Raw genomic sequence first — 25170 nt, 5'->3', positions numbered from 1 at the left:
AAAGATCTATGGTGCAATCCCGATCATAATGAAACGAGACTCGATATTTTACCGGCTTTTTCAACAATCCCCCTCCCTTCTCTTCGATTTACTGGAAAACCCACCTGCTAATGCCACCGAATACCGCTTTGACTCCGTAGCCGTCAAAGAACCCAAATTTGAGATCGATGGCGTATTCCTGCCACCCGATAATGATAGTAGCGGGGTGATCTATTTTTGCGAAGTGCAATTTCAAAAAGACGAACGACTGTATGAAAGGGTATTTGGCGAATCATTTTTGTATTTTTATCGTCAGCGAGAACGATTTGCCGATTGGCAAATTGTTGTCATCTATCCCACCCGCAGCCTAGAACAAAGTAATGCCCATCCCTACCGAGCACTGCTCAATTGTCCTCAGGTGCATCGAATTTATCTGAACGAATTAGGGGAAATTCAGCAGTTACCGTTAGGGGTTGCCTTGATGGTACTCACTACTGTAGAAGAAACCCAAGCACCAGAAAAAGCCCGCTATTTACTGGCACGAACCCAAGAGCAAATTGCAGATACAGAAGCCAGTCGCGCCATAATAGAAATGATTGCCACAATTATGGTCTATAAATTTACTAACTTGAGTCGGCAGGAGGTGGAAGCGATGCTAGGAATACAATTGACAGATACAAGGGTATATCGTGAAGCCAAGGAAGAAGGACGACTGGAAGGACAACTGGAAGGACGACTGGAAGGACGACTGGAAGGACGACTGGAAGGACGAATGGAAGGGGAATCTGCCCTGATTTTGCGTCTGTTGCAACGTCGCTTTGGTGCAGTGGATGAGGTGTTGGCTGCCCGGATTCAGGCTCTAGAAATCGAGCAATTAGAGTCCTTAGCTGAGGCTTTGTTGGATTTTACAACCTTAAACGACCTAGTGCTTTGGCTAAATCGCTACTCGCAACCGCTTAACTAAACTTAGTCAAACCTAAGCCACTTGAAAGGATGAGTTAGAAAATTTTGATGGCCAAATATCCATCCCTGACGATAGGTGACAAGGGCAATTCTTGTCAGAGGGCAGATAAAAGTTTATGCGGATGGCGAGACTCGAACTCGCAAGGCGTAAGCCACACGCCCCTCAAACGTGCGTGTCTACCAGTTCCACCACATCCGCTTGATTTTAGCTTAACCATTATAGCACAGAAAAAAAATAATCTGCAAGCAAATTTTAAAAATTACTGCCGCACAACCTTCGCGCCACCTGAGTTAGTACGGATAAACCCTTTAGGGAACCTTGAATCAAATGGAAGGCCGGGACAGGACGGATTAACATTTGTCGAGCTAGGGGCAATGGTAGCAGCTGACCTTGATTATCAATTGCCGGGGCTAAATCGGGTAAATCCTGCGTCACCTCGTCGCTAATCACGCGCACAATTGCCACTTTTTGCCCCGGTAAAGCCCCTAAAATCCTTGCTCCTTCCATATCTACCACTTCATAGCCCCCCTGTCCTAAACGTCGTTTTTCCTCGGATCGGCTAATCAGGCGATCGCTGGTTAAACCTTTGACGAGACTATATCCGGTTAATTGGGCGATTTCTGCGGTTATTTCCGGTTCACACTGCCAATAATCCCCCTTTTCTGTGCCACAACCTTGATAGATTACCCCATCTCCGACCCGATAGCGATCGCTGAGACTGCCCGCTAATCCCATCAGCACAATTTTTCCTGTGAACTTATTAAGAAATTCTAGAGATAGCTTAGAGACTGGGGAACTGTCGAGGAATTCTGGAGCGCCAAGGTTAATCGGGATAATTTGCGGGGCTAAATCGCCGATTTTCCTTAATCCTCGACGGATTGAGCTATGCTCGGCCCCCCGGGGAACGAGAATAATATCTTCAGGTGTGAGCATGAAATTTTTGAGAAAGTTTCCTAATTAGTCCATTGAGATGTTATAAATAATAGTAGTGAACTAATTAGGAATAATTCTTAAGTAAATAGCCCTGCCACTGACTGGGCGATTGTCTTTCTCACCATGAAAAAGTCTGTAATTCTGCGTTTATCCGAGGTTAACAAGCGTTTTCCCGCTTCTCCTACTCTAGCTGTCGATAATATCAGTTTTAGTTTAACAGAGGGCGAAATTCTCGGATTATTGGGTCCGTCGGGCTGCGGTAAAACCACTCTACTGCGGATGATTGCGGGATTTGAAAAACCATCTCAAGGAGTGATTGAATTGGGAGGGCGAATAGTTGCCGACGAAAAAACCTTTATTCCCCCAGAAAAACGCAATACGGGCATGGTTTTTCAGGATTACGCTCTTTTTCCCCATTTAACCATTGCTGACAATATCGCCTTCGGTTTAAAAAACTCTGGGGAGAAATTATCGAGCAGAGCTATTAACGCTAGGGTGGCGGAAACTTTGGATGTAGTCGGACTGCAAGGACTAGAAAAACGTTATCCCCATCAGCTATCGGGAGGACAACAGCAAAGAGTCGCCCTCGCCCGCGCTTTAGCCCCAAAACCCTCTTTAATCCTCTTAGATGAACCTTTAAGTAATCTCGATGTGCAGGTCCGGCAACGGTTACGGCACGAGATCCGTCATATCCTGAAAGCGACTGGTATCTCGGCCATTTTTGTTACCCACGACCGGGAGGAAGCAATGGTGATCAGCGACACAATTGGGGTCATTTGTCAAGGAAAATTAGAACAAATTAACAATCCCGAGGAAATTTATAGTCATCCGGCCTCGCGATTTGTGGCCGAGTTTGTCACCCAAGCTAACTTTCTCCCCGCTAGACGGAAGGGGGAACAATGGCAAACCGAGATAGGACTCTGGGAAATTCCCGATGGTCAAGATTTGGACAAAGGGGAATTGATGCTAAGGGAGGAAGATGTCAAAATTAAGCCAGATGAGACGGGAGATCTGGTTATTTGCGATCGCCAATTTTTAGGGCGGGAATACCGTTATTGTCTGCTAACGGCTACCGGCAGCCAAATCCACGCTAGAACAACGATTAACACCCAATTAGACATCGGTACAAAGGTAAAACTATCGATTATTCCCGATAGCGTCCGTGTATTTGCCGACTGATAAATCACATCTGACTTGAAAGTGGGTGTAGGGTGTGGGGTGTAGGGTGTGGGGTGTGGGGTGTGGGGTGTGGGGAAGTGGGGTGTGGGGTGTAGGGTGTAGGGTGTGGGGTGTGGGGAAGTGGGGAAGTGGGGTGTGGGGAGCTTTTTCAGTAAAAAGGCAGCTCCGAGCTTATCGAAAATTTGGGTTAAAACCCCGTCCTTTTAGGACGGCTTTAGGCTACAATGGAAAAAGCGATAACCAAGCTAAAAACTGAACCTTGACCACAGATAGTAGGGGGTTTCGTTCAGAAAAGAATTCAAATTCGGCCTTGAACAAGTAAAACTTTCTAGGAAATAAGGTTGAACATTAGATTTTTTCGACTTGTTCAAAGTGGCCAGAGGGCATTCGGACACTCAAAACGGACGGGTCGAAAGTGTCAGACTTAAGCAATTAAGCGTTTTTCGCTATCTGCGTCAACCCCGTTGACGCGACCACCCTAAAAAAGTGGCGTGGTGAGGAACCGCCGTCCGTTTTACGGCGGCGAGGATGTCAACGCTTAATACTATTGACTGATAACTTACCCACTGATAACTGATAACTGATAACTGATAACTGATGCAAGGCTGACGGCTAATATTGATATCGATCGCGATTTAGGACTAGGGTGGCATTTTTAGCGACAAAATCAATAATTTTTTTGGCCACATCCACACCGGTGGCCGCTTCTATTCCTTCCAAACCGGGAGAGGAATTGACCTCGATAACCACGGGCCCGTGATTAGACCGCAATAAGTCCACACCCGCAACCCGTAAACCCATGGCTTTAGTGGCCCGTATAGCCGTACTGCGTTCCTCTGGGGTTAATTTTATCTTTTCTGCTTTGCCACCGCGGTGAAGATTAGAACGAAAATCCCCTTCGGCCCCCTGTCGCTTCATCGAGGCTACCACTTTTCCATCGATGACAAAACAGCGCAGATCTGCGCCACTAGCCTCTTTAATATACTCTTGTACTAGAATATTAGCTTCTAATTGCCGAAAAGCTTCAATAACTGACTTGGCTGCTTGGTCGGTTTCCGCTAAAACTACCCCAATACCTTGAGTTCCCTCTAATAATTTAATCACTAGAGGGGTGCCGCCGACGGTTTCGATTAAACCATCGATATCTTGAGTTGCGTGAGCAATTCCCGTCACCGGTAAACCTATCCCTTCCCGAGCGAGGATTTGCAGACAACGCAATTTATCCCGCGACCGAGAAATTGCTTGCGAGTCGTTGGCAGTAAAAACATTCATCACCTCGAATTGTCGGACGACTGCGGTTCCATAGAAGGTTTTTGAGGCGGCAATACGGGGGATAATCGCATCGAAACTCTCCAAGGGTTTACCGTTATAGACAACCGTGGGTTTATGGGAGGTGATGTTCATGTAACAGCGCAAATAATTGATCACTCGTACCTCATGGCCTTGAGCTTCTCCCGCTTCTTTCAGTCGCTTGGTGGAATAAAGAGAAGCGTCTTGCGATAAAATAGCGATTTTCATAAATTTTCGCTTAAATATTGCTTTTACAACTGAATAGCTCCTTATTTCCCCATATTGACTTTTTTTGCTGGCAACTCATAAAATTTCTGCTCTCGATCGAAGTCCATCGATCATTATGGCGCTGACAGTTCCCCTTGAACAGTTAAGTTAAATGAAAGGTAAAAAAGATCAAGCTTAAGACTAGATTTATTTTTGTCGTCAGGCTCAGTTTAAGTTATAGTTTTAAGTACCTAAGCAAAATTAACTACACATTTCGATAAAGCTTTTGCCTTTTGCCTTTTGCCTATCCTAACCAAGAAATTAATTTTGCACGACTACTTAAGTATTTAATTGACGAACAAAGACTAGAGAAGGAGCAAAGGGAAAAAATGTCAATTAATCAATACAATTTTGTTACGGTTTTGCTACTAGATATGATTGATCGGCTAGAATGATAAGGTGATCAACGATAATAATTATGACTTTACTGGCGAAATCTTTAGAGGAACTAACCGACTGGGTAAAAGACCAGGGACAACCCGCTTATCGGGGTAAACAACTACACCAATGGCTATACGAAAAAGGGGTGCATTCTTTGGCGGATATTTCCGTATTCCCCCAAGAATGGCGCAGCAAGCTGGCGGATTATCCTATCGGTCGTTCCCTTATACATTATCGCAGTGTAGCACCCGATCGCACTCGTAAATATCTGCTAAAACTGGCGGATGGTTTAATTATCGAAGCGGTGGGAATTCCCAGTGAAAAAAGATTGACAGTCTGTGTTTCTTCCCAAGTGGGTTGTCCCATGGCCTGTGATTTTTGTGCCACGGGAAAAGGGGGTTTTACTCGTAATTTAAAAGCACATGAAATCGTTGACCAAGTATTAACAGTACAGGAGGATTTTCAACAGCGAGTTAGTCATGTGGTATTTATGGGTATGGGGGAACCTTTATTAAATATCCCCGAAGTGGTGACAGCGATTCATTCCCTGAATCAAGATGTGGGTATCGGTCAGCGTTGTTTAACGATTTCTACCGTGGGATTACCCCAGAAAATCAAGCAACTAGCCGAACATAATTTGCAAGTAACTTTTGCTGTTAGTCTCCATGCTTCTAATCAACAAGTTCGATCTAAATTAATCCCCAGTGCCGACCATTATCCCCTAAGTAATCTGATCCAAGACTGTCAGGAATACGTTCAAATCACGGGACGAAGGGTGACATTTGAATACATTCTTTTAGCGGGAGTAAATGATTTACCCGAACACGCAAGGGAATTAGCCAAACTGGTGAAAGGGTTTCAATCTCACGTCAATTTAATCCCCTATAATCCCATTCAGGAGGTGGATTATCAACGGCCTGATGAAAAGAGAATTAAGGCTTTTAAAACTATTTTAGAACAGGAAAAAGTCGCCGTTACTGTCCGTTATTCGAGAGGTTTAGCGACCGATGCGGCCTGTGGACAATTGCGATCGAGCGTCATGGTACAATGAACGGCCGTAAATCGGCCATTAACTAGGGTTGGCTGAATAAATCTAAAAACCTTGTTGGTTAAGACTTTTAGACTTTTGGAAAATCAAAAAGTGCCAGCCATTGGAGGGATCGGGGGGAAAATTCAGGGGAAAAGTACCTTAAAATAAAACCCTACACCCTACACCCTACACCCCACACCCTGGCCCCACGAGAAACTTTTTGCCGCAAACCCTAACTAGATTGCTAGTCTCCCTGCTAGGCTAAACTAGAGAACTATAACATCAATGTAGGAGCCATTTCGATGCAAAGTCTCTCTAGTGCCAAAGAAAATCGCCTTTTTGTCTATGAAGTCGTCGGTTTGAGTCAAAATGACAAGACTGATAACCTAGATTATTCTATCCGTAAGAGTGGCAGTGTCTTTTTAACCGTTCCCTATAGCCGCATGAATCAAGAAATGCGTCGGATTACCCGTTTAGGCGCTCGCATCGTCAGCATTAAACCCTTAAACGCTGCTGCGGCCGAGTAGTTCATAAAATAATTATCGCTAATATTTGTCCCCCGCTCTTGCCCTCATCAGGCAAACTAGGGGGATTTTTAGCATAAATGGGAAAAAGTAACATAAATCTTAATAAAAAGTAAAATGCTGCAAATGTAACAGATTTTAACCAGAGACTTAACCTATCCTATCCAAAAGGATAAAAGCGATGTCTGTGGTTTTTTTAAGATAACTCTCAATTAGGCCTAGGTGTAGTGTACCGATGGTAGGCTAAACTATGGAACGATTATCGTGACTTGAGTTGGGAGTTATATTTAATGTACAGTCCGAGTACACTAGCGGGAAACCGTTTATTTGTTTACGAAGTGGCGGGTCTCAATCAAAACGACAATACTGACAGCTTGGATTATTCAATCCGTCAGAGTGGAAGCGTGTTTTTCACGGTTCCCTACAGTCGCATGAATCAAGAAATGCGTCGGATTACCCGTTTAGGTGGTCGTATCGTCAGCATCAAACCCTTAAATGGGATTGCCCCCGTAGCAACTGTTTCTAGTGCCTCCACACCACAGCCAATCGCTCAATCATCGCCCGTCCCCGAACAGACCAAGAAAAAGGCCATGACTCAAGCGAAAGAAAAAACAGATATCCCCGTCAATATCTACCGTCCGAACCAACCCTTTATCGGCAAATGTATCGAGAATTATCCTCTCGTTGATGAGGGGGGTATCGGCATCGTACAACACGTCACCTTTGACCTTTCTGGGAGCGATTTACGCTATTTAGAAGGGCAAAGTATCGGTATTATCCCTCCGGGTACCGATGCTAATGGCAAACCTCATAAATTGAGACTCTATTCGATCGCCTCCACCCGTCATGGTGATAAATTAGACGATAAAACCGTATCTCTCTGCGTGCGTCAGTTAGAATACCAGCACCCAGAAACCAAGGAAACCGTTTATGGGGTTTGTTCCACCCATCTCTGTAATATAGGGGTGGGGGACGATGTGGCTATTACTGGCCCCGTGGGTAAAGAAATGCTGCTACCCGGTGATGAAGATGCCACTATCATTATGATGGCCACCGGGACGGGAATCGCTCCCTTCCGAGCTTTCCTCTGGCGGATGTTCAAGGAACAACACGAAGATTATAAATTCAAAGGTCTAGCTTGGTTGATTTTCGGAGTTCCCAAAACGGCCAATATTCTCTACCAAGAAGAATTAGAGCAAATCGCGGCGGAATTCCCCGATAACTTCCGTCTCACCTATGCCATCAGCCGGGAACAGCAAAATCCCCAGGGCGGCAGAATGTATATTCAACACCGGGTAGCCGAACACGCTGACGAAATCTGGAATCTACTCCAAAGTCCCAAAACCCACGCTTATATGTGCGGACTTAAAGGGATGGAAGATGGTATCGACGATGCTATCAGTGGTGCTGCCGCTAAAAATGGCACCGATTGGTCTGTCTATCAGAAACAACTGAAAAAAGAACATCGCTGGCACGTAGAAACCTACTAAACCAAAAAGGTTCTCTGAAAATTTTTTCGGGTGGGCATTGCCCACCTTTTTTGTCTTGGTTTCGGTTAAGATAAGTAGCTGGTTATAATTAAATTAAAAATGGATTTTAGGTTCGATCCCCCCTACCCCCCTTAATAAGGGGGGTGCCGATAGCTGGGGGGATCCCCCCTTAATCCCCCCTTAATAAGGGGGGCATCTGAAAGTTTTTAATACCTATCTACTTAGGTTTTTTAAAAGACCTTTAAAAAGATGAAATTCTCTCGACGCTTTTTTCCCGTTTTCCTTGCCCTCTGCTTACTGTTTATTTTGCTGCCCCGGGCCTGGAGTTTTACTAATAGCCAAAAACAAATTCTGGCAGATTTAAAAACAGCCGAGATTATTTATCTGGGAGAAAGGCACGATAGCCAAGCCGATCATCAGGCCCAATTAGCTATTATCGAGTATTTACAGGCTAATAATCCCCAAATAGCCATCGCTTTCGAGATGTTTCAACGTCCTTACCAAATCTATTTGGATCAGTATTTAGCCGGCAAAATTAGCGAAAATCAGTTAAGAGAAAAAAGTGAATACGACCAACGTTGGGGATTTGATTGGGAATTTTACGCCCCGATCCTGCGCTTGGCCAAGGCGAAAAAACTACCATTGATCGCCCTCAATACACCCACGGAAATCACTAGAAAAGTGGCACAGGAGGGATTAGAAAGCCTCTCCACCTCAGAAATGACCTACATTCCCCCTAAAAGCGAAATAAACCAGGATAACGAAGAGTATCGTCAACAGATCCTAGCCGTTTATCAGCAACACACGGGGGGCAAAAGTCAGGGATTCGATCGCTTTTTTCTGGCACAGGTTCTCTGGGATGAAACCATGGCCGATGCGATCGCTAAATTCTGGCAAGCTCATCCCGAATATCAGATCATCGTCCTAGCAGGAAAAGGTCATATTGCCTACGGTTACGGCATTCCCAGTCGAGTCCAGAGAAGATTAGGCGATCGCGTCAGCCAGCGCTCGGTTTTCTTGGGAGACGCTCCCCAATCATCACCGGAAGAAACTAAAAAACCCGCCGATTATTTTTGGCAAGGGCAAAATTAAGCCAGTCAGGAGCTAGGAAGCAAGGGATGATAAGCTAAGAAGCCAGTCTTTAAATTTAGTAGATAATAAGTCTGAAAAACTGAGGCTATTTTATGATTAATTTAACCTGTCAAGATACCGAAACACTCGATCGCATTTTAGCCGTGACTCGTGCCGTCGGTTGGGGTGGTGCTAAAATCCTCCAATCCTACCACCGGGGTGAACAGGATTTAGCCGTCAACGAGAAGAAAAAAGGCGGACCAGTGACGGCGGCGGATTTAGCGGCAAATCATTATATTTTAGGGGAATTACAAACAAATTTTTCTGATATCGACTTTGGTTATCTAAGCGAGGAAACCCATCAGGGTAATGAAGCTATCCCGAAAGATTGGGTATGGATTATCGATCCTTTGGACGGAACCCGCGATTTTATCGACAAAACGGGAGAATATGCCCTACATATCGCCTTATGTTATCAAGGAAGACCGATCATCGCCGTGGTTGCCTTACCGGATCAAGAAAAACTCTATTTTGCCCAAAAAGGAAAAGGTACTTTTCTAGAAACTAGCGACGGAAATATTACACAGGTAAAAGTTGCCAATAAAGATAAAATTACCGATCTCTATCTGGTAGTTAGTCGTACCCATCGCGACCAACGTTTTGATAATTTATTAAGTCAAATACCCTTCTTAGGTAAAAATTATGTGGGTAGTGTGGGCTGTAAAATTGCCACGATCCTCGAACAAAAATCCGATGTTTATATCTCCCTATCGGGGAAATCGGCGGCTAAAGACTGGGATTTTGCCGCCCCAGAGTTGATTTTAACGGAAGCCGGCGGCAAATTCTCCTATTTTGACGGTCAACCCGTGCGCTATAATCGCGGCGATGTGCGGCAATGGGGGGGGATCATGGCCAGTAATGGTCCTTGTCATCAACAACTTTGTCAGTTGTCCACGGCAATCCTCGCCCAAATTGATGCCACTGTCTAATTTCTGACTGGAAAATAGAAACTGAAATAACGCAAATTCGTCAATCATACTAAATCCGTTGAGCATAAGCTACACATCAGGAGAGGCACTCCTGCAAGTGGAGTGACTCTTAAATAGATCTCTTGCATAAGTCTAGACAAAATAAGATAAAATAGTCCAAGAGTTAAGAGTGAAAGATGACTTACGAACAAGTAAAAACTTTAAAGTCAACAGAGTTCAAACGCTTGTGGGTCGTGTATCCAGAGACATTTAAAGATATGGTAACAGTCCTAAAGACAGAAAAAGTTTGGCAAAAAAAGACTGGCAGACCGAGCAAATTGAGTACGGAAGACCAACTACTAATGGCATTAGAGTATTGGCGAGAATATCGCACCTATTTTCATCTGGGAAATAGTTGGGGTGTTAACGAATCAACGGCGTATAGAATTGTTAGGAAAGTAGGTTCTTCCGAACTTACACTGTAGAAAATTCCTCAAGCTCCCTCTCTGCCCAGCAATGCTGTAAAGTTGATAAATATCAATCTAACAAAAACTCAAAGCCTTAGTATACAAGCTTTACAAGCACAACTTGTTGATAGTTTTACATGACAGGTTCGGTAGAGCCAACAATTCCTATATCGGTAATAATTTGATAATTGGTAACGACAACTCCTTCTAGGTTAAGTAGCTCGGTCATTAACTTTAATTGTGGATTTGATGGCATAAGTATAGCTTGTGTCTAAAATTGCTTGTCTTGGCTGTCTATATTTTAAACAATAAATTGCTGTATTGCAAGCATAGTCAGCTTTTAAAGATAAATTATTGTTTTATTGGTCAGCAATAATTGTCTGTTTTTTCTTTAATTTTACATGACAAGTTCGGAAGAGCCAAAACTATACCTATCAATCGTTTCCTTTTTTTTAAGTTTCTTCTCTTTTTGTTAAGAAATATCCGACTAATAAACATCTCCAAAAATTATAACCCAGTCACAGCTTGCTTTTAGCCTATGTACTAATTAAGCAGTTCGATAGCTGAAATGTATATCTGTCGTTGCTAATTCAATTTTACTGAAAAAATATGAGGCAATTAAAATAATTTTTATTCGGGTATATTCCTTGACTAGAAAGACTTTTGGTCTTGAGATAATATTAGGTCGAGGTCTAATGGATAGCTTGATAAGGAGGGTATCTGACAATTTTTAATACCTACCTACTTAGCTCGATTCCTAGTCTTTTCGTTACAATCAAGAGGGAATCGATGCCGGGGGAAAAATTTATCTTTTTTTCTTCCCTCCGATTCGCCATTCTTGACGAACTAATCAAGAATAGTTTCTGTTTAACAAGATTGATTGAGACAAGTATCTCGAACCTAGTCACCATGAGTAATACCAGTAATTTTCGCCAAGCTTTACGCGAGGCTAAAAGCCAAGCACTTATCGGCCCTAATGTTATCCCCAAGGCCCTGCCCTATCTCGGTGGCGGTCTAATTTTGACTGCGGTGGGAACCTATGGCGGTTTAGGTGTGATCCAATCCTATCCCCAGATTTTCTTCCCGACTTTCTTTGTCGCTCTGATTGCTGAGATTATTTTATTTTTCGTCGCGCGTAGTACTGCGGAAAGCGGCAATAAAAGCACTGCTCTGCCCCTGCTGACTCTCTATAGTCTTCTTTCTGGCTATACTCTCAGTGGAATCGTCTATGTGGCCCTAGGTACTTCCGGTGTCGGTTTGCGAGGAGTGGCAATTGCTGCCCTCGGTTGCGGCATCGCTTTTGTGTTGGGACGGAATATCGGCTCGAATCTGTCGGAAAAAGATGGTTTGGCGCTGACTCAAACCGTGAGCATCGGTATTCTCGCTCTTTTTATTGTTCTCATTGGTCAGCTAATTTTCTCTATCTTTGGTGGCGGTACTCCCACCTGGTTAGAAATCGCTATTTCTGGCATCGGGGTTTTCCTGTTTGCTGGCTCGGCAGTGGTGGACTTTTACATCTTGCCCCGTACCTACAGAGATGAGCAGTATCTCAGTGCTGCTTTATCGATGTATTTGACCTATATCAACCTATTTATCTTTATTCTGCGCCTTTTAATCGCTCTTAACGGTCGAGATTAGGGCAAATAGAGAGGAGTTAGAAATTAGTTACAACCTAACTTCTAACTCCGCTAGAATAGTAAAGAAATGTAAACGGCCTGTAAAGATCATGACTGAACCACAACCGACTCAAACCCCCAAATTAGAAGACCCCAAATTTGGTTTTAATGACTATGCCGAGCGCCTCAACGGTAGAGCCGCTATGATTGGTTTTGTGATCACCCTGTTGATCGAGTATCTCACTGGCCAAGGTCTGCTATCTTGGTTAGGGTTACAGTAGTTTTTTAAACTTTTTAAGGCATTCTAGGGGAAATAGAGCCTTGAATGCTAGTTAACGCATACAAGCTTGATGATTTTCCCCGTAGAATCCTTGTAAGACCGAATCACCTCGCTGTTGTGGTGTGCCGTGGGAGCTATTGGGAGCTTCAAAATCGCCCACTTCCGAGGCCGCTTCCGCTAGAAGTTTTCCTGCTATTATATAATCCTGTTTGGATAAACTTCTTGCTTCGGTAAATAACCAAGAAAGGGTATCTCCCGCTAGACAATCGGCCTGTAATTCAATGCCGATGCTCATTCCGCCTTCATCGATGCCACCGATACCCCGATTCCACTGAACAGCGTGAGCAGCCTCGTGAGCGACGGCGTAAAGGGGAAATAGGGGATTATCACTAATGCGAGTGACTTGCTGGAGATTGACGTAAACTGTATTATCTACAGTGCAGAAAGCCGCTAGGGAAATTACACCGCAGGGAGTGGTTATCGGGCCATCACTTAACAAATACTTAAAATTGATCTGGTGTAATTGAGCCGTATATTCAATTACCGCTTCTAGGGCATCCGTAATATCGTCTGCTTGCGCTCTCTGGGCTAGAGGGGATAAAATCAACAGGGAACTACAAGAAACGGCAGATATCAGGGATAATAAACGTTTACGGCCAGAGTTAGGTTTCATGATACTAACAAAGTCGGGAGTGAGGAAAAAGTTTAATTGATCTGAATTAGCCTAGCGCTATGATCACAATTCTAAAGGCTATATCTAACACTTCCAGAGAAAATACAGAATTTACGCAGCTTTTGATCGAAGTTTACAGAATTTCTCGTCAAGGTTGAGGAAATTAATTTGGCACGACTACTTAGGGTCTGCTGAAAAAGTTTTTCGTGGGGGTAGGGTGTGGGGTGTGGGGTGTAGGGTGTGGGGTGTGGGGTGTGGGGTGTGGGGTGTAGGGTGTGGGGTGTGGGGTGTAGGGTGTAGGGTGTGGGGTGTAGGGTGTAGGGTGTGGGGTGTGGGAATTATGAATTATGAATTGGAAATTGGGGAGTTTTTTGCTGTGAACTGATAACTGATAACTGATAACTGATAACTGATAACTGATAACTGATAACTGATAACTGATTAAAGTACCATTTCTCTGGTGGCCTCTGCATCTATGGGTTTAATTAGATACAATCGCAACAGATCCCCGACGATACCTAGCTGTAAGGGTAACTTACGCATTGTTTTTAGCCATTGAGGAGAGCTACTTTCATCGATCGCTTTTAATTGTAAATTACGTTCGGCACAACGGTTTAAACGGGGAAAAAATTGGGTATGGTCCACATTTAAAATGGTGGGAAAAGCGCGAGCGGAGGTATTATTAGTCTGACGAATTACCTCTTGATCAAAAGCGATCGCATCCATTCCCAAAGCATCATAAAAGTCTGAGCGTTCGCGTACAGTTAAACTATGGGTAGCAAAGACAGAAAGCAGGAAAAAACGACTCCATAATCTCGATCGCCAATTATTCCACAATTGTGGTTTAGCTCGCAGTAAGGTTTTAAAGATATCTCCGTGGCGATTTTCGTCCTGACACCAACTCTCGAAGTAATTAAAAAGAGGATTAAATTTATACTCTGGATGTTCTTCTAAATGACGATAAATGAGGATATAACGCCAATAACCGATTTTTTCGGAGAGATAGACCGTATATAACACCCATTCAAGGGGGAAAAAGGTGTAGGTACGGGTTTTGGTAATTTTGGCTAGATCGAGGGAAATATTAAAGTCAGCCATGGCTTTATTGAGAAATCCTGCATGGCGCGCCTCATCTCTAGCCATAAGATGAAATATCTCTCCTAACAAGGGATTACGGCTTTTTAGTTGTCGTGACAGTTCCTTAAATAACAAAAAGCCAGAAAATTCGGAGATACAGGAGCGTTCTAGGTAATCTATAAAGGCATTTCTCGTTTTTTCATCGAGATTGTCTTGATAATTCTCAAATTCTTGCTGACGTTCAAAGTGATGCCGGTTGTAATCGGTCCGCATCTCCTCTAACATCGCTTTGATTTCGGTTTCTTGCAAAGAAAGGTCAAAATTAGCGGCAGCCTCAAAATCGGTGGTATAAAAACGAGGGGTGAGGATAGTTTCGCGCAGAACAGCTTTTTTCTGGGAGGGAGGTTCGACGGTAGTGACCATGATGGAAATTACTTGACTACATAGCTATATAGGATTTTAAACATAAATAGGTAAGCCAATGATAATTATTAAGTTTTATCAATATTTTAGGCAGTAGTGAGTAGGGGAATCAGACAAGTTGGCGAGCCGATTAGGGAAATAGGGAGTAGAATAGAAAGGTTGTGAGTCTATAACTATCGTTAAAATACTATGGCTTGTCCCAAGAAGAAAACCTCAAATGCCAAGCGCGACCAACGGAGAGCGCACTGGAGAAAGCAAGCAGCTCGGGAAGCGCAAAAAGCCTTATCTTTGGGTAAATCTGTTCTTTCTGGTCGTTCTAACAGCTTTGTCTATCCCACTAAAGAGGAAGAAGAAGGGGAAGACGAGGAATAACTTGATGGTGGGGAGTGAGGTAGAGAAAACCTTTTCGCTCCCTAATATTTTAAGATTTGTTTAGGGTTTTCGTTGTGAGTCTCAACTAATGTTAGGCAAATTCTTTAAAAAACCAGAATCTCCCGATCAAGACCGAGTTCCTCCGGGCCAATATCTCGCTAGTGGTTTTCCTGTGCTTACCTACGGAGATACTCCCCAAATCAAGACCGAGGAATGGTTATTCAAGGTTTGGGGAAAGGTGGCCGCGACTAAAATTTTTAACTGGTCGGATTTTATGGCCCTACCGCAGTGGGAATTTACTAAGGATTTTCACTGTGTCACCCGTTGGTCAAAATTAGATGTGACTTGGACGGGAATTAAGGTATCGGATTTTATGGCCTTAATTGACCTGTTGCCGGAGGCTACCCACGTCATGCAACACTGTTATGGTGGTTATACCACTAACCTCACCCTAGAGGAATTCCTGCACGAGGATAATTTTTTCGCTTTTCAACTGTTTGGTCAACCTTTAACCCCCGACCACGGTGGTCCGCTGCGTTTAGTTGTCCCCCATCTCTACGCTTGGAAAAGTTCTAAATGGATTAATGGCTTAGAATTTCTCGATCGAGAGCAACTGGGTTTCTGGGAACTTAATGGCTACCATAGACGAGGTGATCCCTGGTTAGAGGAACGTTATGGCGGTTTTTGACGATTTTTGTCTTAAAATCGGGTAATATCAGCAAACGGAAGTTACCCCCCCACAAAAGAGCATTTGGGTTTCCTTTTCTTGTACCCATGTAATTGAAGTTTTCTTAAGGTTTATAGGGACAGACAGAGTACCTCATAGAAATTCCCCGGAAGACTGGTTGTAGTCATTGATCACTGATAACTGAAATAATGGCTCTCTTAGGTTTGGTGGGTAAAATGTATTCTAAGATACAGTCTTACGAGCAAGTGAGTGTAATGAACCACTCCAGACACAGAGGACACAAAGACCGATCGCTACTATATAAGTTAAACTTATCATACAAAGAATAAGAGAGCCAAATAACCGACTAATGAAAAAGATGATATTGACTTTACTATTAGCTTGGCTTTTAGTTGCTAACATGAATAGCCAAGGGGTTTTAGCGGTGACGATCGATTTTCAATGGTTGGGAAATCAGGGTTATACAGCTAAAGGTTCTTTTAGTTATGATGAAAAAACGGCCCCGACTATCTTTTCGGAAAAAGGTTCGGGAAAGATGCAAGTTTTAGAAGATTTTCGGGTATCTTTTTATGATAACAGTGGTCAGGAGATCGCTAAATACGATAATGTCAGCGAGGGAATTTCCTCGGCTAATTATTTTCAGTTTAATTTTAATACCAAAACCGGTCAAGTTTTTGGCTCGATCGATCTTGGGGGTGAAGGGATGGGGGAAATCTATCTTCAAGGGGTGGTTAACGATAATTTGGCACTCTTGCGGGTGGAGTCGGTAGATCTGATCATGGATGAGGATGATTCACCAGAAATTATCACTCAGTTTTGACTAAATTGATCGGGAAAATAGGGATTATCCTAGCCTAATTTTTCCGCTAATTCTAACCAGCGATCGGTTAAATTATCAATTTTTTGACTCAATTGAGCTAATTCTTCGGTCAGAGCGGTTATTTTGGTAAAATCTTCTAGGGGTTCTCCATAAAGTACCTGTTCAATTTCAGCTTTTTTTGCTTCTAAAATTGGTATTTGTTTTTCGATATCTTCGTATTCTTTTTTCTCTTTAAAAGAGATTTTCTTATTGACGGGTGACGGAGAAGCTTTAACAGTTTTTGGGGTGACTTTTTTTTCTTTTGGTTCCTCCTCCTCTTTTTTCTGATCGAGATAAAGGGAATAATTACCCGGATATTGACGGATATTACCCCCGGTTTCAAAGGAAAAAATAGTATCAACTACTCGATCGAGAAAATAGCGATCATGGGAAACGACAATCACACAACCGTTAAAGTCCTCTAAATATTCTTCCAAAATTGCTAAAGTCTGCACATCGAGATCATTGGTGGGTTCATCTAAGATTAAAACATTAGGCGCACTCATCAAAACTCGTAGTAAAAATAAGCGTCTTCTTTCCCCTCCAGAAAGTTTATAAATTGGTGCATACTGTTGATCGGGAGGAAAGAGAAATTTTTCTAACATCTGGGAAGCGGTAATCACGCTGCCGTCTAGGGTTTTGACTAATTCGGCCACACTTTTCAGATATTCGATTACTCTTTGATTTTCGTTAATATTGAGATCATCGGATTGTTGATCGAAGTAACCAATATGAATAGTGGAACCGATGTCAACCGTGCCTGAATCGGGGAGAGTTTTCCCGGTAATAATATCCATGAGAGTAGATTTTCCTACCCCGTTACTGCCAATAATACCGATGCGATCTTCGGGGGTAAAAATATAGGTAAAATCTTTAATTAAAGTATGATCGCCGTAAGCTTTCGATATCTTTTCTACTTCGATAACTTTTTTGCCGATGCGTCTTCCTGCGGTGGCAATATCGACTTTTCCCTCCACCTGTTTAAATTCCTTATTACCCATTGCCTGAATGCGATCGATCCGCGCTTTTTGTTTGGTACTGCGCGCTTTTGGTCCCCGGGATAACCATTCTAATTCCCGTCGCAAAACTCCCGCGTGTTTGCGTTGACTACTGGCGATCGATTCTTCCGCTAAGGCTTTTTTTTCTAGATAATAGGCATAATTACCGGAATAAGTAGATAAATCTCCCCGATCGATTTCAATGATGCGATTAGTCACTCGATCGAGAAAATAGCGATCGTGAGTAATTAATAATAATCCTCCCCGAAAACGGGACAAATAACTCTGTAACCACTCCACGGAAAGCGCGTCTAAATGGTTGGTGGGTTCATCCATCAATAAACAGTCAGGATCGGCTAAAAGTGCGGTAGCGATGGCGATTCTTTTGCGATATCCCCCCGATAAATCTCCCACGCGAGCATTAAAATTATCGATGCCCAGTTTACTTAAAATAACTTTAGCATTGGTTTCTAAATCCCAGGCGGCAAGTTTATCAATTTGTTGCGAAACCCTTGACAAACGTTCCATAATAGTATCCAGATTTTCTGGCTCATGGACAAGGCGATCGGACAATTCCTCGTATTCCTTAATTAAAGTCATGCTTTCGCCACTATCGGCGAAAACCTGCTCTAAAACCGTTTTATCGTCGTCTAGATCGGGTTGCTGGGGTAAATAGACGATTTTCATCCCAGAATTGATTTGAATTTCGCCACCATCGATCGATTCTAATCCGGCGATCATTTTCAATAGGGTCGATTTTCCCGATCCATTCGTACCGATCAGGCCGACTTTATCGCGATCATCGAGGCTAAAACTGGCATCTTTGAGAATTTCCTTGATACCGAAGTCTTTTTTGAGCGATCGAACCGTCAGCAGTGTCATGATTTCTGGGAATAATCCTTCTTTTCTAGTGTAGTGTCTGGACTAATGCAAAGGATAGATTAAGTAGGTTCTGCTGAAAAAGTTTTTCCCGAGGAAAAAAAAACCTGTCCCTAATGCCGACGATAACCAGAAAAGGGACAGATTGGCTCAATGGAATGAGATTATTTTCAAGGGCCAGACGGCATCAGGAATTACATCATGCCCATGCCGCCCATGCCGCCCATGCCACCCATGCCGCCCATGCCGCCCATGCCGCCCATATCAGGGGCTGCGGCTTCTTTAACGGGTTTTTCGACCACGAGGGCTTCGGTCGTTAGGACCATACCGGCGATAGAAGCGGCGTTTTGAACGGCTGACCGTACCACTTTAGCCGGATCGATAATTCCGGCGGCGATTAAGTCTTCGTACTTGCCGGTGAGGACATTGTAACCGACGCTAAAAGCGGTCTCGCGCACACCTTCCACGATCACATCCCCTTCCACACCGGCGTTATTAGCTAACTGACGCAGGGGTGCTTCTAGGGCTTTGGCGACGATATCGGCGGCGACTTTTTCCTCATCGTTAGTCAAAGAAGCTTTGAAAGCCTTCACCTTAGAAGCCAGATGAATCAAGGTTGTACCACCGCCCGGGACGATACCTTCTTCCACGGCGGCTTTGGTGGCATTGAGGGCATCTTCGATGCGGAGTTTGCGATCCTTGAGTTCGGTTTCTGTGGCTGCCCCGACCTTAATGACGGCCACACCGCCGGCTAATTTAGCGATGCGTTCCTGTAATTTTTCCTTATCGAATTCGGAATCGGTTTCTTCTAACTGTTTTTTCAGTTGGGCGAGACGTTTCTGCACATCGGCCTTATTGCGGCTGTCCCCGGAGGCGACAATAATTGTATTGTCTTTTTCTAGGGTGATTTTTGCCGCTTGCCCTAGCAGATCGAGGCTAACGGTGTCAAGACTTAAGCCCACTTCTTCGGAAATCAGACGACCGCCGGTGAGGATGGCGATATCTTGTAAAACCGCCTTGCGACGTTCCCCAAAACTGGGGGCTTTGATAGCGACGACATTTAAGACTCCCCGGGCCTTGTTGACCACTAGAGTGGCTAAGGCTTCGCCGTCCACATCTTCGGCGATAATTAATAGGGGACGACCTTGACGGGCAACGGCTTCGAGGACGGGGACTAATTCAGCGATCGCACTGATTTTTTTATCGGTAATCAGGATCAGGGGGTTGTCGTACTCGACGATCTGTCTTTCCTGATCGGTGATGAAATAGGGAGAGATATAACCGCGATCAATCTGCATCCCTTCCACTACTTCTAATTCGGTGGTTAGGGATTTCGATTCTTCCACGGTGATTACGCCATCGGTGGTGACTTTTTCCATGGCGGCGGCGATCATTTTTCCCACTTCTTCGTCGTTGCCGGAAGAAACGGTGGCCACTTGAGCGATCGCATCTCCAGCGATCGGTTTAGCGACGGCGGCGATTTCTTCGACCAGATAGGCGATGGTTTTGTCTAGTCCGCGTCTTAAAGCGACGGGATTGGCCCCGGCGGTAACGTTTTTCAGACCTTCTTTAATTAAAGCCTGGGCGATGATGGTGGCGGTGGTGGTGCCATCTCCCGCTAAATCTTTGGTTTTTGCCGCTACTTCCTGAATTAATCTCGCCCCGGTGTTTTCGAGGGGATCGGACAATTCGATTTCTTTGGCGACGGTGATGCCGTCATTAACGATCTGGGGGGCGCCGTATTTCTTTTCTAACAAGACATTGCGTCCTTTCGGACCGAGGGTGATTTTTACCGCATCGGCCAAGGCGTTGACACCTCTTTCTAGGGCGCGACGGGATTCATCTTTGAAGGCAATGATTTTGGACATGGTATCGCTGTTGTAATAGGACTCCTTATAGTTAATTTAGCACTCTTAGGGCTTGAGTGCTAATCTAGGCGATCGACTCCCCTCCGATCCCTGCACCGACAAGCGCGATCGTTTTCGTTGCCCTAGCTGGAGAGATGAGTTAGTCCCGATCTATTTTTGTCCTTAAAAATGGGGTCTGGGAAAGTGAGCGATGTTAACTTGCATAATTTAAGATGAAGATGCCGACAGCCTAACCAGATCGATGATAACCAAGCTAACCCTGAGAAATTTCAAGAGTATCAAGGAACAAACCTACGAGTTTGCTCTCTTCGATCTCTTAGTTGGACGGAATAACAGTGGTAAAAGCACCATTTTACAGGCTTTAGCGATCTGGCAGTTCTGTATTGAGGAGTTCCGGCGGGCGAAACGGAGCGGAACGACCGGCAAACAAGTTGTCCTTCCCAACTTTACAGCCCTTCCCGTTCCAGAATTTAATCTTTTGTGGCGAGAGAAGACCGAGCGCCACTATCCAAAAGTAGATGGTTCCAAAAAGCAAGAGTTTATTCTCATTGAAATTGATGTTACTTGGATAGCGGAATCTTCTGGGCCAGAACCATGCTCTTTGGGGGTTAGACTACGATATAGTTCTCCTCAAACTATCTACGCAATTCCTTCGGAAGGATGGGAACATTTCCGAAAACTAGAAGGAGAGTCAAATCACTCCCCTTCTCTTTTACCTATTATTGCTTACGTTCCGCCTTTTTCGGGATTAGAACCCAATGAAGAATGGCGTGATGACGGACCGCTGCGAAAACAAGTGGGAAAAGCGCAGCCCGGAAGTATATTAAGAAATTTACTGCTGCGAGTTTGGCAAGAAAATCGAGAGGATTGGAGTGAAATTCAAAAGGTTGTCAAAAAATGGTTTAACGTTGATTTAAAAGACCCTCAATACGAACGAGGAGTGGACACCCAAATAATCTGCGAATATAAACAGGGGGGCAAATCCTATGACATTATATCTGCTGGCAGCGGTTTCCATCAAACTTTAACCTTGTTGGCATTTTTTTATGGTTATAAACCTACTACTATCTTACTGGATGAACCCGATGCTCATCTTCATGTTAACTTGCAAAGAGAGATTCTAGATTATTTTAAGAATCAAAAGGCGATCGAGAGAAATACTCAATTTCTTATTGCCACCCACGCAGAAGAGTTTATTAGAGGAGTTGACGTTCGGCAAATTATCTCATTACTTGATAGAATTCCTAAAAGAGTGGAAGCTACACCAGCGATTTTAACAGCGATGGCCGATGTTTCTAACTTAGAGATAACACAGCTTTCGGAATTTAATTATCCCGTTATTTTGTATGTTGAAGGAGAAACAGATGAGCGTCTTTTACGAGGTTTTGCCACTTCTTTAGGAAGGCAGGATAAATTGAATCAGGTTTGTTGTCGGGTTATGGGAGGCGGCAATAAGAAGAAAATGAAAGAAGATTCTGATCGTCATTTTAACGGGATTAAACAAATAATTCCATCGGCGAAAAGGTTGGTATTGTTTGATTATGATGATGACGATCAGGCCTTCCACCCAGAAGCAAATGATCCGAAGCAATCATTATATGAATGGCGACGAAAAAATATTGAGAATTATTTATTAGTTCCCGATGCTTGGATTAGAGCAGCTCAACAAACCGGCGGTTTTAACGACCAAGATATTTTTTTCTCTCCAGTTCAAAAAATAATTAGGGAGTTTTTTGATAACGAAAATCTTACCCTGCCTCGAAATCAATCTTGGAGAGATGTCAAGGCAAATATTTTTCAAGTTGTGGATGGGAAAAAGCTATTGTTTGAAAATAAGGACTCTCTTTTTCAAAGGCTTAAATCTTGTCAACCTGTTTTAGAATCTGTTCCATCTTTAGAATTGACCCGCGAAATCGTCGCCACTAACATGAAATCTGATGAAATTCATGAAGATGTTCATCAATTCTTCGCTAAGTTGGATCAACTTCTGAGTTAAGCAAAATTGTTATTTTTGACCTGTAATTGGAATGGCCAATGCTTGAACTTGAATTTTTTTTAACTCGGAAACTAATCGAATCGCCTGCTGTTCGTAGAGGGGAGCGCCGAGAGTCGCTGGCAAATTTTCCATGAGATCGCTGGCGGTTTTCAGGGGACAATTAGAAAAACGACTGATCACGGTGGGCGCTTCCGCGGCAATATTGCGGTTAAAGGCTTTTTCCACCCGCACGCGCCAAGTTTTGGGAGTGCGACGACCCTGTTCCACCCGTCGCAGTCCGTTGATGGTGGCCAGCACCACAATGCGATCGCCGATGCGTAAATTGAGATAATCTTCGGGCATTAATTTCGGGGCTTGCCGTTCTCGTTGGTGTAGGATCGGCACGACTCGATAACCGTAGGCAATATCCCCGATCGAGCTACCATTGAGAGTATCCCCAGCTTCGATCTCGTATTCTGTCACCAGAATCGTTTTTTGCGCCCAACGGAACAGATAGATAATATTTTCTCCGAAAGCCGCTCCCGTAAAGGCTTCTGCCGCTACGGTGTTGGTTCCTAAAATGTGAGAGCGGGGCAGAATTTGACTTAATTGTTGACTAAGGTTGTCGTCGGTGGTGCGGATGACTAAGTAGCTTTGGGGGTTGAGTTTGCGGGTGGTTAGGGCCACTTCTAAATTGAGGATTTCGTCATCGGTAACAATCGCTATACTTTTAGCCCTATCTAAATTGACATTTTTTAAAGATTCTTCGATATTTCCCGTCATCAGGGGCATTTTTGGCAGGATAGTCGCATCAAAATCCCTATTTAAGCTGACCCCAACGATCGCCTGTTGCATTTCTAGTAATAAATTAGCCACTTCTTTGCCGACTCGACCCAAGCCAACAATAACGATATGATTCTGTTGGGGAACTGGGGGACGGTTAGGGATAAATTGAAATTTTGATGATAATAAAGTTTCTGTCAAAAGGGCATAGAGAACCCCGATAAAAGCGGTTCCAGCTAAGGTTAAAAAGAGACTAAATAGCTGCATCCACCAGGGAATTGCATTTAAATCTTCGGGGTTAGAGCCACCGAAAACATCGCCGTAACCACCTAATAAAAGAATCGCTGTTCCTGAAAGAGAGGAAATAAAGGAAGCTCTCGGAGCGTAGAGATGGAAAAGAAAAGTCCCGATCATTACCAGCAGGATAATGATAAATACTGACATGAAAGCCACCCGGTGAATTTGCTGCTGAAAACTCAATTGCCAGAATTGTTGGATTTCTTTGAGCAATTTTTGCCAAAAATACCGCAACTTCTGGCGATAATTTGACGGTTTCTGGCGGGTAGAATCGATGTTTTGATAGGTAGTCTCTATAGTGGTAATGGTATCACCGGCCCGGATAGTAGTGGTGGGGGACCATTGATAAAATCCGGCCCTTAAAGGTTCATCGGGGGCTGTGTGTGCTAACAGACGACGGGTGGGGGTATTTAAATCACCTAAAAAGCGATCGAGTAAACCATCTTCGGGGCTAATTTGTCTCTGGATAATCCGCAATTTCTGACCGTCTAGATGCAAAAAACCGAGGGTTTCCGTGCCTAATGTGGCTAAAGCAAAGGCATTGGCGGGTAGTTGGGTGGGTTCATAGGCGATAAAATTGCCTAAACGTTCCTTGAGTAGCTGATTGAGATTATCTTTAGAAGAACGCACCACTAAGCGGGTAAGGGGATTTAATTGCCGAATAATTAGGGCAGTAGTGGCATTAATTCGCTCATCACTGGTGACAATTAAAGCAGCCCGACAGCGATCGATTCCCGCTCTTGCTAAAATGTTTTTTTGACGACAATCACCGATAATTATTTCCTCTAATAAATCGGGAAAATCATTAATTTCCCAACTGGGAGGCTGTATTAGTTCGATACCGACGACGCTAACCCCAAACTCTTTTAAAGACTTGACGCAGTGTTGTCCGAGACTACCCAATCCACACACTAAAAAGCGATCGGCTAACTTGACATTCCCATGGACAAAGCTGAGAGATTCTTGGTTCATAGATTCTGCTTGTCTTAAAAATTATAACATACCTGCATTTTTATTGCGTACCCGTTGATACATTTCTTCCATTACCTCGATAAAGGAGGTATCCTTATCCCAAAATGCCGGATAATCACCAGCTTTTTTAATGACAATTGCAGGAATAGTTGCGGATTTAACTAACTGAGGATTTTCTGGTAAACGGTGATGGGAGTGCCAAAATTCTTTGAGATCAATTGTTTGTGATGCTGGTATAGTTTCGGGTTTAGTGTGATAGGAAGTGACAGGGTTAAGAGGAATTTCTTCCTCTTGGATAGAGGAGGAAAGCAGCTTACCGAGGGGAGTTTTTGCTAACTCTTGCAGTAATTTTTGACGAGAGATACCCCGTAATTCAAATAAGAGGAAAGGATCCTGATCTAATTGGGAAGCAACGAGGTAATAAACTCCAGCAATATGTTTACAGGGATTTTCCCAATCGGGACAGGAACAATTGGTGATAAAATCCTTTTGACTGTGGGGCAATAAGTGCAGATTCAGATCGCTAAATGCTTCATCAATATTATCGGGAACTTCTTTCAGCAGCAGTTTAGAGATCATACTCGCTCTTGAACCAAGATTGTATAAAGCTTGTGACCACTCTGCTTTAGTAATTGGTTTAATCTCGATACTCACGCTATACAAAGGTTCTTTGTAAACTCCAAAGTAGGGATTAATGGAACCTCGCACCTGAGCAGTAATTAAATTACCATCAATTGTATAATTCTTGACTTTATCATTTTTGGCGTAGGAACGTCCTCGACTCAAACGCGCTGAGTCGGTAAATTCCTCTAATGCTTCTATAAAGCGTTGTCCCCACCAAGTTTTACTAAATTTATTCATAGGTTT

24 protein-coding genes and 1 tRNA gene are annotated in these 25170 nt (G+C 43.7%); 15 read left to right on the top strand and 10 right to left on the bottom strand.

The features are described from left to right. The first annotated feature begins 28 nt into the window (after positions 1 to 28). A complete protein-coding gene (locus tag IM496_RS13605) occupies positions 29 to 943 on the top strand; it encodes an Rpn family recombination-promoting nuclease/putative transposase (RefSeq protein WP_194017871.1) in 915 nt (304 codons plus the stop codon). 116 nt (positions 944 to 1059) lie between these two features. Here IM496_RS13605 and IM496_RS13600 read toward each other — a convergent pair. Both IM496_RS13600 and IM496_RS13595 read right to left on the bottom strand, forming a co-directional pair. Further along, positions 1060 to 1141: transfer RNA gene (locus IM496_RS13600), tRNA-Leu, on the bottom strand. Between the two features lie 54 nt (positions 1142 to 1195). Then, a complete protein-coding gene (locus IM496_RS13595; RefSeq protein WP_194017873.1) occupies positions 1196 to 1876 on the bottom strand; it encodes a nucleoside phosphorylase-I family protein in 681 nt (226 codons plus the stop codon). Between the two features lie 123 nt (positions 1877 to 1999). Here IM496_RS13595 and IM496_RS13590 point away from each other — a divergent pair, with 123 nt between their 5' ends. After that, positions 2000 to 3055: an ABC transporter ATP-binding protein gene (locus IM496_RS13590; protein ID WP_194017875.1), complete on the top strand. Its 1056-nt coding sequence runs from the start codon at positions 2000 to 2002 to the stop codon at positions 3053 to 3055. A gap of 612 nt (positions 3056 to 3667) precedes the next feature. On the opposite strand, the gene rimK is transcribed toward IM496_RS13590, so the two are convergent. After that, positions 3668 to 4573, bottom strand: a complete 906-nt coding sequence (gene rimK, locus IM496_RS13585) for a 30S ribosomal protein S6--L-glutamate ligase (protein ID WP_002776181.1) — start codon at positions 4571 to 4573, stop codon at positions 3668 to 3670. A 272-nt stretch (positions 4574 to 4845) separates the two neighbouring features. Between rimK and IM496_RS13580 the strand changes: the two genes are divergently transcribed. From IM496_RS13580 to IM496_RS13550, 7 genes are all read left to right on the top strand, one after another. Beyond that, a complete protein-coding gene (locus IM496_RS13580; protein WP_194017050.1) occupies positions 4846 to 5007 on the top strand; it encodes a hypothetical protein in 162 nt (53 codons plus the stop codon). Positions 5008 to 5030: 23 nt separating this feature from the next. Further along, on the top strand, positions 5031 to 6044 hold the full coding sequence (gene rlmN / locus IM496_RS13575) for a dual-specificity RNA methyltransferase RlmN (protein WP_194017042.1): 1014 nt from the start codon (positions 5031 to 5033) through the stop codon (positions 6042 to 6044). A 281-nt stretch (positions 6045 to 6325) separates the two neighbouring features. After that, positions 6326 to 6550 (top strand): rod-capping linker protein CpcD, encoded by a 225-nt coding sequence (cpcD, locus tag IM496_RS13570; protein ID WP_002772199.1) that lies wholly within the window; start codon positions 6326 to 6328, stop codon positions 6548 to 6550. 287 nt (positions 6551 to 6837) lie between these two features. Next, positions 6838 to 8037, top strand: a complete 1200-nt coding sequence (gene cpcD/petH, locus IM496_RS13565; protein WP_287662221.1) for a bifunctional rod-capping linker CpcD/ferredoxin--NADP reductase PetH — start codon at positions 6838 to 6840, stop codon at positions 8035 to 8037. A 249-nt stretch (positions 8038 to 8286) separates the two neighbouring features. Then, positions 8287 to 9129, top strand: coding sequence for a ChaN family lipoprotein (locus tag IM496_RS13560; protein ID WP_287662220.1), 843 nt, complete (start codon positions 8287 to 8289; stop codon positions 9127 to 9129). 92 nt (positions 9130 to 9221) lie between these two features. Beyond that, positions 9222 to 10097 (top strand): 3'(2'),5'-bisphosphate nucleotidase CysQ family protein, encoded by an 876-nt coding sequence (locus tag IM496_RS13555; RefSeq protein ID WP_287662219.1) that lies wholly within the window; start codon positions 9222 to 9224, stop codon positions 10095 to 10097. 257 nt (positions 10098 to 10354) lie between these two features. Then, positions 10355 to 10561 (top strand): helix-turn-helix domain-containing protein, encoded by a 207-nt coding sequence (locus IM496_RS13550; protein WP_287662218.1) that lies wholly within the window; start codon positions 10355 to 10357, stop codon positions 10559 to 10561. Positions 10562 to 10676: 115 nt separating this feature from the next. Here IM496_RS13550 and IM496_RS13545 read toward each other — a convergent pair whose 3' ends face one another. Further along, positions 10677 to 10799 (bottom strand): hypothetical protein, encoded by a 123-nt coding sequence (locus IM496_RS13545; protein ID WP_287662217.1) that lies wholly within the window; start codon positions 10797 to 10799, stop codon positions 10677 to 10679. A gap of 653 nt (positions 10800 to 11452) precedes the next feature. On the opposite strand from IM496_RS13545, the gene IM496_RS13540 reads away from it, so the two are divergent. Both IM496_RS13540 and IM496_RS13535 read left to right on the top strand, forming a co-directional pair. Further along, the gene (locus tag IM496_RS13540) at positions 11453 to 12181 is read left to right on the top strand and encodes a Bax inhibitor-1/YccA family protein (RefSeq protein ID WP_194017048.1); all 729 of its coding nucleotides are present in this window, start codon (positions 11453 to 11455) and stop codon (positions 12179 to 12181) included. Between the two features lie 88 nt (positions 12182 to 12269). Next, positions 12270 to 12440: a CAB/ELIP/HLIP family chlorophyll-binding protein gene (locus IM496_RS13535; RefSeq protein WP_002742489.1), complete on the top strand. Its 171-nt coding sequence runs from the start codon at positions 12270 to 12272 to the stop codon at positions 12438 to 12440. Positions 12441 to 12491: 51 nt separating this feature from the next. On the opposite strand, the gene IM496_RS13530 is transcribed toward IM496_RS13535, so the two are convergent. Together IM496_RS13530 and acsF are read right to left on the bottom strand one after the other, a co-directional pair. Further along, entirely contained in the window at positions 12492 to 13112 is a 621-nt protein-coding gene (locus tag IM496_RS13530; protein ID WP_287662216.1) for a neutral zinc metallopeptidase, read from the bottom strand. A gap of 441 nt (positions 13113 to 13553) precedes the next feature. Next, positions 13554 to 14612, bottom strand: a complete 1059-nt coding sequence (gene acsF, locus IM496_RS13525; RefSeq protein ID WP_287662215.1) for a magnesium-protoporphyrin IX monomethyl ester (oxidative) cyclase — start codon at positions 14610 to 14612, stop codon at positions 13554 to 13556. A gap of 189 nt (positions 14613 to 14801) precedes the next feature. Between acsF and rpmF the strand changes: the two genes are divergently transcribed. The 3 genes from rpmF (at position 14802) to IM496_RS13510 (ending at position 16492) form a co-directional block, all read left to right on the top strand. Further along, the gene (gene rpmF, locus IM496_RS13520) at positions 14802 to 14984 is read left to right on the top strand and encodes a 50S ribosomal protein L32 (RefSeq protein ID WP_002742494.1); all 183 of its coding nucleotides are present in this window, start codon (positions 14802 to 14804) and stop codon (positions 14982 to 14984) included. 88 nt (positions 14985 to 15072) lie between these two features. After that, entirely contained in the window at positions 15073 to 15672 is a 600-nt protein-coding gene (locus tag IM496_RS13515) for a sulfite oxidase-like oxidoreductase (RefSeq protein WP_194013772.1), read from the top strand. A gap of 349 nt (positions 15673 to 16021) precedes the next feature. Continuing rightward, entirely contained in the window at positions 16022 to 16492 is a 471-nt protein-coding gene (locus IM496_RS13510; protein ID WP_194013770.1) for a hypothetical protein, read from the top strand. A gap of 29 nt (positions 16493 to 16521) precedes the next feature. Here the strand turns inward: IM496_RS13510 and IM496_RS13505 are convergent, their stop codons facing one another. Both IM496_RS13505 and groL read right to left on the bottom strand, forming a co-directional pair. Then, entirely contained in the window at positions 16522 to 18411 is a 1890-nt protein-coding gene (locus IM496_RS13505; protein WP_287662214.1) for an ABC-F family ATP-binding cassette domain-containing protein, read from the bottom strand. A gap of 191 nt (positions 18412 to 18602) precedes the next feature. Then, complete coding sequence (gene groL, locus IM496_RS13500) at positions 18603 to 20276, bottom strand: chaperonin GroEL (RefSeq protein WP_016516009.1); 1674 nt, start codon at positions 20274 to 20276, stop codon at positions 18603 to 18605. A gap of 241 nt (positions 20277 to 20517) precedes the next feature. Between groL and IM496_RS13495 the strand changes: the two genes are divergently transcribed. Beyond that, the gene (locus IM496_RS13495) at positions 20518 to 22272 is read left to right on the top strand and encodes an ATP-dependent nuclease (RefSeq protein WP_194013766.1); all 1755 of its coding nucleotides are present in this window, start codon (positions 20518 to 20520) and stop codon (positions 22270 to 22272) included. 9 nt (positions 22273 to 22281) lie between these two features. Here the strand turns inward: IM496_RS13495 and IM496_RS13490 are convergent, their stop codons facing one another. Together IM496_RS13490 and IM496_RS13485 are read right to left on the bottom strand one after the other, a co-directional pair. After that, complete coding sequence (locus IM496_RS13490; RefSeq protein ID WP_287662212.1) at positions 22282 to 24303, bottom strand: potassium channel family protein; 2022 nt, start codon at positions 24301 to 24303, stop codon at positions 22282 to 22284. A 21-nt stretch (positions 24304 to 24324) separates the two neighbouring features. After that, positions 24325 to 25164: an SWIM zinc finger family protein gene (locus tag IM496_RS13485; protein WP_287662210.1), complete on the bottom strand. Its 840-nt coding sequence runs from the start codon at positions 25162 to 25164 to the stop codon at positions 24325 to 24327. Positions 25165 to 25170: the final 6 nt, after the last annotated feature.

The sequence above is a fragment of the Microcystis sp. M049S2 genome (genome assembly GCF_020245625.1).
Taxonomy (GTDB): Bacteria; Cyanobacteriota; Cyanobacteriia; order Cyanobacteriales; family Microcystaceae; genus Microcystis; species Microcystis ichthyoblabe_A.
Note: the sequence above shows the minus strand (reverse complement) of the source record. Positions and strands in the feature narration are given on the sequence as shown.